Source organism: Clostridium sp. BIOML-A1 (assembly GCF_009874105.1).
GTDB lineage: Bacteria > Bacillota > Clostridia > Lachnospirales > Lachnospiraceae > Coprococcus.
This window is the reverse complement of sequence record NZ_WWTL01000003.1, coordinates 110,931-123,390: the sequence shown is the minus strand read 5'-3', so window position 1 is coordinate 123,390 and position 12,460 is coordinate 110,931. Positions and strand designations below refer to the sequence as shown.

At 47.7% G+C, this 12,460-nt stretch carries 14 protein-coding genes and 1 pseudogene; 1 reads left to right on the top strand and 14 read right to left on the bottom strand.

The genetic code is table 11. The annotated features are described in order from the left end of the window. Window positions 1-131: 131 nt before the first annotated feature. Complete coding sequence (locus GT641_RS03360) at window positions 132-905, bottom strand: DUF134 domain-containing protein (protein WP_008402250.1); 774 nt, start codon at window positions 903-905, stop codon at window positions 132-134. Window positions 906-1,023: 118 nt separating this feature from the next. Between GT641_RS03360 and GT641_RS03355 the strand changes: the two genes are divergently transcribed. Beyond that, complete coding sequence (locus GT641_RS03355) at window positions 1,024-1,683, top strand: Crp/Fnr family transcriptional regulator (protein ID WP_226801021.1); 660 nt, start codon at window positions 1,024-1,026, stop codon at window positions 1,681-1,683. A 121-nt stretch (window positions 1,684-1,804) separates the two neighbouring features. Here GT641_RS03355 and GT641_RS03350 read toward each other — a convergent pair whose 3' ends face one another. The 13 genes and pseudogenes from GT641_RS03350 to GT641_RS03285 all read right to left on the bottom strand — a co-directional run bounded on the left by GT641_RS03350 (window position 1,805) and on the right by GT641_RS03285 (window position 11,949). Then, complete coding sequence (locus GT641_RS03350) at window positions 1,805-3,496, bottom strand: FAD-dependent oxidoreductase (protein ID WP_008402248.1); 1,692 nt, start codon at window positions 3,494-3,496, stop codon at window positions 1,805-1,807. A 1-nt stretch (window position 3,497) separates the two neighbouring features. After that, window positions 3,498-3,818, bottom strand: a complete 321-nt coding sequence (locus GT641_RS03345) for a rhodanese-like domain-containing protein (RefSeq protein ID WP_117808620.1) — start codon at window positions 3,816-3,818, stop codon at window positions 3,498-3,500. 12 nt (window positions 3,819-3,830) lie between these two features. Further along, window positions 3,831-4,136: a thioredoxin gene (gene trxA / locus GT641_RS03340; RefSeq protein WP_008402246.1), complete on the bottom strand. Its 306-nt coding sequence runs from the start codon at window positions 4,134-4,136 to the stop codon at window positions 3,831-3,833. Between the two features lie 92 nt (window positions 4,137-4,228). After that, a pseudogene (locus GT641_RS03335) lies at window positions 4,229-4,447 on the bottom strand (SDR family oxidoreductase); the annotation flags it as partial. 172 nt (window positions 4,448-4,619) lie between these two features. Next, window positions 4,620-6,284: a recombinase family protein gene (locus GT641_RS03330; protein ID WP_007884068.1), complete on the bottom strand. Its 1,665-nt coding sequence runs from the start codon at window positions 6,282-6,284 to the stop codon at window positions 4,620-4,622. 6 nt (window positions 6,285-6,290) lie between these two features. Beyond that, window positions 6,291-6,488, bottom strand: a complete 198-nt coding sequence (locus GT641_RS03325; RefSeq protein ID WP_006858666.1) for a hypothetical protein — start codon at window positions 6,486-6,488, stop codon at window positions 6,291-6,293. A 242-nt stretch (window positions 6,489-6,730) separates the two neighbouring features. Beyond that, window positions 6,731-8,023 carry a virulence-associated E family protein gene (locus GT641_RS03315; protein WP_007884071.1) on the bottom strand — a complete coding sequence of 431 codons (1,293 nt, stop codon included), beginning with the start codon at window positions 8,021-8,023 and terminating at the stop codon, window positions 6,731-6,733. A 13-nt stretch (window positions 8,024-8,036) separates the two neighbouring features. Continuing rightward, the gene (locus GT641_RS03310; protein ID WP_014081132.1) at window positions 8,037-8,678 is read right to left on the bottom strand and encodes a CHC2 zinc finger domain-containing protein; all 642 of its coding nucleotides are present in this window, start codon (window positions 8,676-8,678) and stop codon (window positions 8,037-8,039) included. 64 nt (window positions 8,679-8,742) lie between these two features. Next, entirely contained in the window at window positions 8,743-10,332 is a 1,590-nt protein-coding gene (mobQ, locus tag GT641_RS03305; RefSeq protein WP_006859284.1) for a MobQ family relaxase, read from the bottom strand. Between the two features lie 152 nt (window positions 10,333-10,484). After that, complete coding sequence (locus tag GT641_RS03300; protein ID WP_006859274.1) at window positions 10,485-10,844, bottom strand: SdpI family protein; 360 nt, start codon at window positions 10,842-10,844, stop codon at window positions 10,485-10,487. A gap of 287 nt (window positions 10,845-11,131) precedes the next feature. After that, a complete protein-coding gene (locus GT641_RS03295) occupies window positions 11,132-11,434 on the bottom strand; it encodes a DUF3847 domain-containing protein (protein WP_006859273.1) in 303 nt (100 codons plus the stop codon). Beyond that, complete coding sequence (locus tag GT641_RS03290) at window positions 11,431-11,763, bottom strand: hypothetical protein (protein WP_006859272.1); 333 nt, start codon at window positions 11,761-11,763, stop codon at window positions 11,431-11,433. The genes GT641_RS03295 and GT641_RS03290 overlap by 4 nt, the downstream gene beginning before the upstream one ends. Continuing rightward, window positions 11,764-11,949, bottom strand: coding sequence for a hypothetical protein (locus GT641_RS03285; protein ID WP_033118356.1), 186 nt, complete (start codon window positions 11,947-11,949; stop codon window positions 11,764-11,766). Window positions 11,950-12,460: the final 511 nt, after the last annotated feature.

The following is a 12,460-nucleotide window of genomic DNA, read 5'->3' as shown; positions in this document are numbered from 1 at the left end:
AATATTGTACATTCCATCCATTACTTTCGACAAGTAGTGAAAGAAAAATAATCATTCCAAATACAAAAGGATGTATCACGATAATTCTGGCATTACCTTGACGCATCCTTTCGTGTTGTATTTTTTTCTTCTTAATGACAGCTATGGCTTCCGCATCCATGCTCACCACACGTATGTCCTTCCTCATGGTTGTGCTCATGGTGAGAACACTTCACATCCGAATTATAATCAAGCGTATCATTGATAAAAGCTTCTACTGCTTTATCCGCATCTCCTGAAACTCCGCCAAAAAGCTTAATACCCGCTGCCGCTAACGCAGTCTGAGCACCTCCTCCGATTCCGCCGCAGATCAAAACATCGGCATTTAATGCATTAAGAACTCCTGCCAATGCACCATGTCCGCTTCCATTCGTATCTACTACTTCTGAATGTAGCACTTTTCCTTCCTCTACATCGTAAATCTTAAATGTCTCTGTGTGTCCAAAGTGTTGGAAAATCTGTCCATTTTCATATGTTACTGCTATTCTCATGATACCTTCTCCTTTTTCTACTGCATATTTTTGATAAATCTCATGATTGTAACATCCTCCAAAGCTACAGTCGCTGCTCTGACCGTCACAGATTATGAAATCCCCACCCTCAATTTTAAGCGGATGTCCATCAATGAGAGCATCTGCTATTTTCTTTCTGGCAATCTCGTAAATCCGTTGGACCGTCGTTCTTGCGATCTGCATAGATTCCGCACACTGCTCCTGACTGTAACCTTTCTTGTCCAAAAGACGGATTGTCTCGTACTCATCTACCGTCAGAACAATGGGCATTTTTTTCTCAGTATCATCTGCCGGAAGGAATTCTAAAACATTTGGGAAATGGCAGACTTTTCTGCATTTTACTGGTCTCGGCATGAAATTGCTCCTTTCTCGCTTTTCTTATATAATAGTCCTATAAAGGGCATATGTCAATTATTCGATTGACGCATCTTAAAAAAGCAAGTATACTATGTTCATAAAGGAGATAACTATTATGAGCTTCGAAAATTATTTTCCACTATGGAATGACTTAAATACAGCACAGAAAAAACTAATTTCAGACAATTTGATCACACAGCATGTGAAAAAAGGAACAATCATTCACAACGGGAACATGGATTGTACCGGATTATTACTGGTTAAATCCGGGCAGCTTCGAACTTATATATTATCAGATGAAGGACGAGAGATTACACTCTACCGTCTGTTCGATATGGATATATGTCTTTTATCTGCCTCATGTATCATACGATCCATTCAATTTGAAGTAACCATTGAGGCAGAAAAAGATACTGATCTTTGGATCATCCCTGCTGAAATCTATAAGGGCATCATGAATGAATCTGCTCCTGTCGCAAACTATACCAATGAGTTAATGGCTACTCGTTTTTCTGATGTCATGTGGCTGATTGAACAAATCATGTGGAAGAGTTTGGATAAGCGTGTTGCTTCATTTCTTTTAGAAGAGACCTCTATCGAAGAAACAAATGAATTGAAAATCACTCACGAAACTATCGCCAACCATCTTGGTTCCCACAGGGAAGTTATCACTCGAATGCTTCGATACTTTCAAGGCGAGGGTCTCGTCAAACTCTCCCGGGGCAAAATCACAATCCTTGATCCAAAAAGACTGGAAACACTCCAAAGGTCATAAAACTGTTTTTCTGTAACATATAAAGAAGAATCCTCCATTTATCAGAATTATGAAAGTCATTCTAATAAATGGGGGATCTTTTTATGCTATAAGAAAATTATAAAAATATCGTGATTATTTTTTAATAATCCATACCACATGCATATGCCCTTTCAATCAGCGCACGGTCATTGACCACTGCATCATAGAATCGGAATCCGCCAGAGAAATTATACGTTTCATAACCGTTTCCTTCCAGAATACGGCTCGCAATATAACTGCGCAGACCACTCTGGCATATCAGATACACAGGCTTTCCTTTCTCAATTTCACTAATTCGTTCTCTCAGTTCATCTACAGGTATGTTTTTGAATCCATCTATATGCCCCCTGCTGAATTCACCTACAGTTCTCACATCTAGCAACTCCACATCTTTATCTTTAGAAATCTTGTCCATATCTTCCAAATGCCATTGCTTTAATGTCCCTTTTGCAATATTGTCTATCATAAATCCAGCCATGTTTACCGGATCCTTAGCAGAAGAATAAGGTGGTGCATATGCCAGATCCAGATCTTTCAACTGGGTTGCATTCAGCCCCGCATGAATTGCTGTTGCCAGCACATCAATACGTTTATCAACTCCTTCATATCCAATAATCTGAGCGCCAAGCAAACGATAGCTTTCTTTTTCAAAAACCACCTTCATGGTCATCACTTTTCCACCAGGATAGTAACCGGCATGACTCATAGGAGAAAGAATTACTGTATCTACCTCTAATCCTGACTTTTTGGCATTGGTTTCATTGATACCTGTAGTGGCTGCTATCATATCAAACACTTTTATAACGGAGCTTCCCTGACTGCCCAGGTAACGACTATCACCGCCACAAATATTATCAGCGATGATTCTGCCCTGTTTATTGGCCGGTCCTGCCAAAGAAATCAGCGCATCATTACCCGTAACATAATGTTTTACCTGAACTGCATCACCTGCAGCATAAATATCCGGTACAGAGGTTTCCATTCTGTCATTCACTACAATACTTTCCTTGATGCCAAGTTCCAGACCGGCTTCTTTTGCTAATACTGTGTCTGGTGTGACTCCGATTGCCAGAACTACCATATCAGCCTGAAGGGATGGATTATCTTTCAACAGAACCTCCACTCCGTTGTCATTTCCTTTAAATCCTTCTACTGTATAGCCCAGTATCAGTTTTATCCCATGCTTTCTCATTTCATTATGGATCATGGATGCCATATCCGGGTCAAAAGGGTTCATCAGCTGCTTAGGCCCCTGGACAATCGTAACATCCATGCCAAGCTCCCTCAAATTTTCTGCCAGTTCCAGACCAATAAAACCGCCACCTGCCAATACAGCCGATTTTGGATGATTCTTATTTATATATTCCTTTATCCGAAAAGTGTCTTCTACAGTACGAAGTGTAAAAAGTTTATCAATACCTACTCCGGGAAGTCTCGGCTGTGTAGGCTTTGCACCTGGAGATAGGATTAGCTTATCATAGTTTTCTTCAAATATTTCACCGTTTTCTAAATTCTTCACTGAAACAGTTTTACATTCGGGATGTATTGAGATAACTTCATGATGAATTTTCATGTTAATACGGAAGCGTTTAAAAAAACTCTCTGGTGTCTGTAGTGTAAGTGCTTCCGGATCTGTAATCACGTCTCCAATATAATATGGAAGCCCACAATTCGCATAGGATATGTATCCGGATCTTTCATACACAGTAATTTCTGCATGTTCATCCAGTCTGCGTATTCTTGCTGCGGCTGTAGCTCCTCCTGCTACACCTCCTACGATTATTACCTTCATCTTATTTTTCCACCTTTCCTGAGTAAGCTGCAATGCCACCGATATTATTTACTTTAGAATATCCCATTCGTTGCAACATCCCAGTTGCCTGACGGCTCCGGGAACCGGAATAACAGTATACAAACAGAGGGATATCCTTATTCTTCGCTACAGAAACAATATTGTCTAGTTGCTGCAACGGCACATTTTTACTTTCTGGTATATGTCCTTCCTGATATTCCTGCGGAGTACGGACATCCAGCAGAACTGCACCAGCAGTCCTTTTATATTCTTCTATGCCTTGATTAATATTCGACTGTTTAAAGAAATTAAAAAATCCCATTAGCACACCTCTCTAAAGCATTTCTAAAATCGCATTCTTAGATCTCGCCCCTGAAACCTGCTGTACAATCTTCCCATTCTTCATAACCACTAAAGTCGGAATGCTCATAATACTGAACTTATTTGCCAGTTCAGGCTCTTCATCTACATTAATCTTTCCAACTTTAATATCCCTACGCTCACCTGCAATCTCCTCTACAATAGGTACTACCATACGGCAAGGCGCACACCAAGATGCCCAAAAATCTAAAAGAACGGTTTTATCGGAATTCAGTACTTCGTTCTCAAAATTATTTTTATTGATATTAATAGCAGACATTTTACAGTCCTCCTTATCTTTTTCTTTTTGTAGCTTTATTATAGTCTTAATTTCATTTGTTTTCCGTGATTACATCACCATACAACATTAAATTAACTTCTTGCCATATCATCTACACTTAATATAACACCTGTAATGTAACTCGCCTCATCTGAAGCAAGAAACACAAACGCATTGGCAATATCTTCTGGCTGTCCAAGACGACGCAATGGAATTCTTTCAATCATAGGTTCGATAACTTCCTTTGGCACAGCTTTCATCATATCAGTTTCTGTAATCCCAGGTGCAACAGCATTAACACGAATACCTTTGCTGGGATAAGGTCCTTAAGTTTTGGTACAAGAAGCGCACCAATCAGCATAACACCGGCACCCGCCATAAACTGTTTCATACCAAAATAGGTGTAAAACTCTGCTCGATGGCGGGCGGCGGCGTGTCAAGAAATTTATGGAATTTTTTTAGAACCGCCCCGGCGGGAACAGGTCAGGCCGTGACCTGTTCCACCTCCGGGATGGGTTTGAGATTAAAATGAATTTCAATAGAAATGTGTCGTGTCTTATCGCTGTCGATGTGTTCATGGACAACGATTTCTTTAATCAGACGGTTGAGGGTGGCAGCGTCCAGCTCCGTGATGTCGGCGTATTCCTGAATGGCGTCCACCCATTGCTTGGCGTCCACGGCAAGGCGGATTTCATCAGCCAGCTTCCTGCGCCCCTGTTCAACCCGTTCCTTTAGTTCAGCCTGTTCCTTCTGCGTCTTATCCAGCATGAGATTGAAGTTTGCTTCGCTGATACGTCCGGCAACCATGTCCTCATAGAGCCGCAGCACCATTTTTTCCAGTACCTCAATCCGTTCCTCGTGCTTCGTCAGGGAACGCTCCAACGCTTCCCGCTGGCCTTTCTGCTCGGCTTCACAGGTGTTGGTAAGCCGTCCGGCAACAGCTTCCCCGTCCATCAGGGCGGCCTTCGCACATTCCCGGATTTTGTTCAGCACAAGGCGGTAAAGGGTTTCGTACTCCACACGGTGCTGGGTACAGTGCTGTTTCCCATAGGCATTATAGGTCTTACAGGAATAAATCTGCTTCGGGTGCTTGTCGTTGGTGTAGCGGATAGTCAGTGATTTCCCACACTCGCCACATTTGAGAAGCCCCGCAAACAGGCTGATTTCCCCGGTCTGGCGGGAACGCTGCCGGGATTTCAGCTTGTCCTGCACGATGTCAAAGCTCTTGCGGTCAACAATCGGCTCATGCCGTTCCTCCACCACAATCCAGTCCTGCGGCTTTTTTTCCCCGATGGTGCCGATTTTGAAGCGGTAGTCCTTCTTCTGGGAAGCGATAGCCCCGGTATAGACGGGATTCATCAGGATGTCCTTGATTACCGAAAAATCCCACATATACCGCCCGTTTACCGGGTCTTTCTTTTCCCATTTAGTGCGGACATTGCGGAAGCCCCGTTCCCGGTTCCACCATGTAGGGCAAGGCACCTTCTGTTCTTCCAGCCTGCGCCGGATAAAGTTCGGGCCGTGTCCTTCCAGCGCCCAGCGGAAGATTTGCCGGACAATGGGGGCGGTTTCCTCGTCCACCAGCAGATGGTTTTTGTCCTCCGGGTCTTTCTGATACCCGAAAGGGGCGATACAGCCGGTAAACTGGCCTTGCTGGGCTTTCAGAAGGTAAGAGGAATGTACCTTCTTGGAAATATCCTTGCTGTACATCTCGTTGAGGATGTTCTTGAACGGCGCAATGTCGTTATTCTCCCGCATGGTGTCGATACCGTCATTCATGGCGATATAGCGGACGCCGTGGCGGGGAAAGAAGTCCTCAATGAGTGTGCCGGTCTGCAAATAATTTCTGCCCAACCTCGATAAATCTTTCGTTATGACAAGGTTTATCTGCCTGCGCTCGATGGCTTTGAGCATCCGTTTCAGGTCGGGGCGCTCCATGTTCAGCCCCGTGTAGCCATCGTCCTGATAGACTGCCACAACCTCCCATCCCTGCTTTTCGCAGTATTTTTCCAGCATATCCCGCTGGTTGGCAATACTGGCGCTCTCCCCGTCAAGGTCATCGTCTTTGGAAAGCCTGCAATAGATGGCTGCCCGGAAGCTGCCTGCCAGTATTGCGTCCATGTCTGTATATTCATATCCGTTCATCATAACCGTTTACCCGCACAATCCAGACGGAACACGGTTCTTCTGAACCTCATCCTTATTATACTCTAAATCTTGTGTTTTCGCAAGATTTTCTTTGCTGGTATTCTGCCCATATTTTTGGGCAATCAGGCTCACAAAGACGTCTGTGGCGTCCAGTTCGCCGTCAAAAACTGTGGTAACATGAATCTCTGTTTTCGTTTTTGCCATAGGCAGTTATCCTCCATAATAGAATAAGCCAGACAAGGAGAAGGTCGGCAACGAAGTCCGGCAACGGGCTTCAAAAAACCTGAAAACTATCTCTGTCTGGCAGTTTGGCTCTTATTTTTATTTTCTTTTATTTTTCTGTTGTTTTGGTTGCTGATAAGGGGAAAAGCCCGCAGTTACGGGGGGTTTCCCGGCAACCGGCTCGGCAACGGGAGTGCAACAGGGTCGGCAACCGGCTGCATTTTTCAGAAGGGAAGCTCCATCTGTTCCGTGACTTCCTCAAATCCTTCCGGGATTTTTTCAGCTCCGTTGCTGATGTCCGTTGCTTTCGTTTCACGCTCCCAGCCCTTTTGCCTGCCGTATTCCGGGAACACACGGGGGTTGGAAAAGTAATTCCAGCCCGTCACGCAATGGTTCATGATGTCGTTGACTTCCCGGATTTCCCATTGCTTCGGCTCGTCAAAGGGGTGGTTCAGGGCTTCCTTGAAAAGCTGCTTGGAACACACCATGCCGCCGGTATAGCGGTCAAGGTATGCCTGTATCATCCCGGCCTTGGTGTCCTCCGGCATGAAATCCCGCTGGTGTTCTTTGAGATAGCGCACCATTTCCGGGCTGAAAGACAGCTTAAAATCCCCGCTGCGGTAAACCGTCATAGCTTCTGCCCAGACCTGTGCAAGATAGGCTCTGGAAGCGGCTTCGTCCTCCAAAATGTGAACCTCGGCCTGTTCCGGGTACACCATGACCGGCAGGAAGCGCCGGTTGCCGGAACGGTCAAGGGGCAGGAAGTCAAGGGCATTGGAAGTGCCGCCGAACACACATTGCCGCAGCCTGTCCTCCGGGTGGGTTTCGTATGGGATTTTATAGACCTCCTTCTGTCGGCTTAAAAATGACTTGATTTCCTCAATGCTCTTGGCATTGGCGGTGGCAATCATCTCCGACATCTCGATAATCCAGTGGCCTTGCAGCTTGCGGTACACGTTATCATCATCCAGCTTCCGCAAATCATCGGAAAACCACTCGTCTTTTACTGCCAGCAGCCGGAAAAAGGTGGATTTCCCGGCTCCCTGACCGCCCACCAGACAGAGCATGACTTCAAATTTACAGCCGGGGCAAAATGCCCGGTGGATGGCTCCCAGCAGGAACAGCCGCAGGGCTTCATAGGTGTACTGGTCGGTGTCGGCTCCCAGAAAGTGGCGCAGGCAATAGCGGATACGCTCCTGCCCATCCCATGAAAGGCCGTTCAGGTAGTCCCGGACGGGGTGGTAGCCGTTTTCATTGGCAACAATCCCGATGGCGGCGGTAATCTTTTTCTCACTGGTAAGCCCATAGGTTTCTTCCAGATACAGGAGCAGATAGTTCATATCCGTGTCCGTGATGGCGGTGCCGATGCGGTGGTAGCCGATGGGCTTTACAATGTCCACTCGCTCGGTCAGCAGATTTTTTGCGATTGCCCCGGAAAGCAGCGGGTCATTCTGAAAGACGGTCAGGCAGTTGCGGATACTGTTGCGGACGCTGCCTTTCTCGGTGCTTTCCAGCATGGCCTTTACTTCCTCAATGCTCCGGGGCGGGGCTGCTTCTTGTATGGTCTGTTCTGCGGCCTGCCGTATCTTGGGCGGCAAGCTCTGCCATTCGTCTTTCAAGATTGCTCACTTCCTTTCCATAGTCAACGATAAGGACTGCCCGTTCCTCCATATCCGGGGAGAGCAGCACATCCAGCAGATATTCCACATGGGATTGCTTCTGCAAGGCTTCCACAAAAAGCGGGTGCCATGCTTCTTCCGGCATCTTAGGGGCATAGTCCCGTTTCCAGCGGCGCAGAAGATGGTAATAATCGGACAGCACCCGGAAGCAGTAACGCTCCATGCGGCAAAACCGCTGTTCCGGGGTTTCCTGCCGGGGTTTGGGTTTTCTCCTGCCGGGTGGTTCCCTGTCCTCATAGGGGATGGAGAACTCCTGCGCCAGCATGAGGGCGGCTTCCTTCGGACTGACAGCTTCCAGACGGGAAACAAAGTCAATCACATCCCCGTCTGCCTGACAGCCGAAACAGTGAAAGCGCCGGTCAACCTTCATGCTGGGGTTTTTATCAGCATGGAAGGGGCAGACACACATCCCGTTTCGTCCCACCCGGATTCCAAAATGCTCCGCAGCCTGCCGGGTGGTAACAGACTGCTTGACAGCTTTAAATACATTCAAATAAATCCTCCTGAAAATAAGAAAAGCGCCTGTCATTCTCGAAAAAGAAAATAGCAAGCGCCTATTAAAGTTCCATATCCTGTTTTTTCTCTGTGCGGGGCTGCTTCCGTTTCTCGGCCTGTTCTTCCCGGATACGCTGCGTCCGGCCTTTGACTGCCTGCTGGATGGACGGTTTCTTTCCCGGCTCGGCGGTCTGGCGGTACTGTTCAGACGGAAGAACCTGATTGAGCCAGTGACGCACATCCCGGAGAATCTTCACATCCTCCTGTAATGCGGACAACCGTTCCTTATATCCGGCAACTTCTCCGGCAAGCTGTGTCTGTTCCTCATTCAGCTTTTTAATGCTGTACTTCTTCTCCTTCAAATGCACCTTGAAATAACGGATAGCGGCATTATAGGCGTCCAGCTCGTCCCGATGGGCGGCGGCAAACTGTTCCCGTGGCTTCTTAAACCGGATGGCAGCATACTCCACATGAACCGGCTTATGGGCTTCAAAGTTGGCGATATGGGAAAGCAGGGTGTTGATTTCTTTCATACGCTGTTCTTTCGGCTTCATCTCTGCCCGGATGGAAACGGCCTGCCCGCTGACGGTATCCAGATAAGCGTCCAAACTCTGCACAGTGGACAGCTCCTTTTCCCGCAGATAGCGGATAGCTTCCATAACCTTGTTGAAATCGGCAACGCTGCCTGTAAGCTGGCCTTTGCTTGTCCAGCCTGTACGTTCCTCCCGGCGCAAATCCAGATATTTCCCCAGCAGCTCCGGCAGGGTGGGTTCCTTCGATTCCTGCAAGGCTTCCAGCAGGGCGGCTTTTTTCTCCTTCAGGTCTGCAATCCAGCCTTTCAGGTGGCGTACCATCTGCCGGATAGATTGCATAAGGGAATTGGCGGCTTTGATGTCCCGGTTCAAGTTGCCGATGTTGGTCTGTATCCCTCGTTTCTCCATCTGGCTGACTGCTGGCCCCATATGGACGGTGGGGATTTTATCAAGCCCCTGCCGTTCATAGGAACGAAGGTCAAGGCGCTCCGGGCGTCCGTTGGCTTCCAGATAGCGGTTAGCGGTAGCCGCCCAGCCCTGCCGCCAGATCTCTCCGTACTTCTGGTCGTTCCAGTCCACGGTATCCTCCTTGTGGCTTTTCCAGCTCCCGGACGGGAGCCGGATACGCTCGCCGTTCTCGTCAAGGTCATAAACCTTCCGGCTCTTGGGAAGCCATTTCCCGTTTTCGTCCATTGCCCGCATGGTCAGCAGGATGTGGGCGTGGGGATTCCCATTCCCTTTGTCGTGGATGGCAAAATCGGCAATCATGCCTTTAGAAACAAAAAACTCCCGGCAGTAGTCCCGGATAAGGTCGGCGTGCTGTTCCGGGGGGATTTCCCTCGGTATGGCAAGCACGATTCTCCGGGCAAGCTGGGAGTTCCATTGCTTCTCGATAGCTTCGGCGGCGTTCCACAAAGTATTGCGGTCTGCATACGCTGGTGGGGCGTGGGGCGGCAGCATGATTTCTGTATGGACAATCTCGCTTTTATGGGAATAGTATTTCTGCTTCTGGTCGTACTCGGAAAACAGCCGTTCCCCACTCTGGTAGGCGGCAGACGCAACGGCTGACTGGTGGTTGCTGCGCTGGATTATTTTTATATCATGGTGTGGACAGGGCATAGCGTTCCTCCTTCCTGTGGTTGATTTTGGGCAAAAGAAAAGCAGGAAACCGTTTCTGATTTCCTGCTTAGTGGTGTCGCTGGTAGGCGATTAGTATTCAGTTTTGAAGGTTCGGGTCAGGTTGGCTCGATGATGGAAAGCTGTCTAATAGCTTAAAAGTTTTTGTTCGCAAATTTACTTGTAATTCCAGTTTCTGTTTTATAAAATCCAAAAATCAGAAAAATAATTCCAACAACTACTCCTGCAAATACGGTAGTCTGTGTAGAAATATTAAGAAGAAGTAAGGATATACACAAAACGATTTCTACCAAACCTAATGTTTTGCCAATACCAATAAAAATATTAGGTGCTATGCTTTGTGCATAATCCCAATGCTCTTGTGACTTCCGAGATGTAGGCGTATTGTATCCGTTACCGGATGTCATATCTTTTACCGGGTGCTTCTTTAAGATATATCCTACAAAAACCATAACAAAGGGTATGATGAAATTCAAAGCAATCAATCCATACATAAAACCATCTCCTTAGATAGTGTTCGTCATTAGCTTTATTATACTACGGGCAGTCCTGTTTTGGAATAGATAAATTGTAAACTTGCTGGACGGGAACAGCTTGCAGCGCAAGGTGTTCCCGGGCGGCAAGTCCACAAAGGGGTAGCTGGCGCAGCCAGCGCAGGGGAAGTGTAGCGTCCCCTGTGATGATTGGAAGCAGCCGCAACGGTGCTGAAAATCATCCGCTTTCCGCAGGAAGCCCCCGGCAGGGCGCAACGCACCGGCTTGACCGGTGTATAGTTGCGCCCTTACTCCGTAAGGGATTCCCCGGCTACCCGCCCTTTCACGCTTTCTGCAACTATTTCCTTCATGCCACTTTGAGAAAATGCCTGTTTCAGAATGTCCATCACATCCTCGTCTGTCAGCACTTCCGGCCTTAAAAGGAAACTTTCCAGCATAGCTCCTCTGGTACAGAGCCGGTGCGTCCGTTCCTTCCGGGTAAGCTGCTTCACCTGGTGTTCCAGTATTTTTTCTTCATGCTGCGCCCGCCGCAGTCTGGCTTCGCCTTTGGCAATCTCCTGATTCAGCTTTTCCAGCTTCTCATTTATCATGGCAGCCCTCCTTTGGGAAGCAGCGTGTAAATGCGGTTTGGTTCTCCCACACCCCGGCGCACCCGCAGGATAAGCCCGATGTCCTCCAATTCTTTCAGGGAACGCTTCACAGTGACGGGGCTGCGGGAGAGGGCTGCCGCTAATTCCATGATAGGAAAACGGACAAACAAAATGCCGTTGCTATCCTCTATCCCTGCCGTAAGGGTGGTGTTCAGCAGACGGGCATACATGACTTTTGCTGTGCTGCTGATCGGCAGCCGAAGCATTGCGGCGGGTAGCGGCATACAAGGCGGCAGAACCGTGTCTGCGCTCATAAATTCAAATTCCATTTAACTGATTTTCTCCTTTCGCTTGGCTCGTTTTGACAGGTAATGGGGGCAGTCTATCACGACAGCCCGGAAACTCTGCTTGCACTTATGCTGGCACTTCCGGCACAGGTCGTTGTAGGCCACACGCCCCCGGTCATTGAGGAAGAAGGAAAGCTCCAACTTCCGTTTCTTGCTCATTCTCGGCATAGTGCCTCCTATCATAGAAAATCCGCCCATTTCAGCCGTAACAACGGGAACAGGCGGATAAAGGTTTTTGGTGTCATGTTTCGGGGCGATTTTCAAGGAAAATACGGCCATAGAGCCGCTTTGAAATGCCCCATAGTATTACGGACGGGGCAGACTACACCCCGCCGATTTGTCGTGTTTGGGTAGCGTTTTGGTATCAGTTCTGCCGGGTTGTCCTGCTGTCGTTCCTGCCCCTGAATCTCACAGCGGCGTTTCGTTCCCGTTGGTACACTCGCTGCGGTCAAGGTTCCTCCATTTCCTTGCCGCAGGTCGTTGCGCTACATCGCCGGGGAGCATATCCCATCAGGCCGGTCATTCGATTGGAAATAATCCATCGATGAACTGACTTAATCATAGCTCATTTTTGAACCCTTTCCCGTATGTCCATAAAATAGGAAAACCGCCCCAAAATCGAAAAATTCCACGATTTCGGAACGGTATATGGTATAATAAGGAATAACAGCGGCAGCCA

Bases quoted from the DNA above. Each gene is read 5' to 3' on its own strand.
- GT641_RS03355 (WP_226801021.1), top strand. From the start codon at position 1,024: ATGAGCTTCGAAAATTATTTTCCACTATGGAATGACTTAAATACAGCA.
- trxA (WP_008402246.1), bottom strand. From the start codon at position 4,136: ATGTCTGCTATTAATATCAATAAAAATAATTTTGAGAACGAAGTACTG.
- GT641_RS03285 (WP_033118356.1), bottom strand. From the start codon at position 11,949: ATGCCGAGAATGAGCAAGAAACGGAAGTTGGAGCTTTCCTTCTTCCTC.
- GT641_RS03290 (WP_006859272.1), bottom strand. From the start codon at position 11,763: ATGGAATTTGAATTTATGAGCGCAGACACGGTTCTGCCGCCTTGTATG.
- GT641_RS03295 (WP_006859273.1), bottom strand. From the start codon at position 11,434: ATGATAAATGAGAAGCTGGAAAAGCTGAATCAGGAGATTGCCAAAGGC.
- GT641_RS03360 (WP_008402250.1), bottom strand. From the start codon at position 905: ATGCCGAGACCAGTAAAATGCAGAAAAGTCTGCCATTTCCCAAATGTT.
- GT641_RS03345 (WP_117808620.1), bottom strand. From the start codon at position 3,818: ATGGGATTTTTTAATTTCTTTAAACAGTCGAATATTAATCAAGGCATA.
- GT641_RS03325 (WP_006858666.1), bottom strand. From the start codon at position 6,488: ATGGCAAAAACGAAAACAGAGATTCATGTTACCACAGTTTTTGACGGC.
- GT641_RS03315 (WP_007884071.1), bottom strand. From the start codon at position 8,023: ATGCTGGAAAGCACCGAGAAAGGCAGCGTCCGCAACAGTATCCGCAAC.
- mobQ (WP_006859284.1), bottom strand. From the start codon at position 10,332: ATGCCCTGTCCACACCATGATATAAAAATAATCCAGCGCAGCAACCAC.
- GT641_RS03350 (WP_008402248.1), bottom strand. From the start codon at position 3,496: ATGAAGGTAATAATCGTAGGAGGTGTAGCAGGAGGAGCTACAGCCGCA.
- GT641_RS03330 (WP_007884068.1), bottom strand. From the start codon at position 6,284: ATGATGAACGGATATGAATATACAGACATGGACGCAATACTGGCAGGC.
- GT641_RS03300 (WP_006859274.1), bottom strand. From the start codon at position 10,844: ATGTATGGATTGATTGCTTTGAATTTCATCATACCCTTTGTTATGGTT.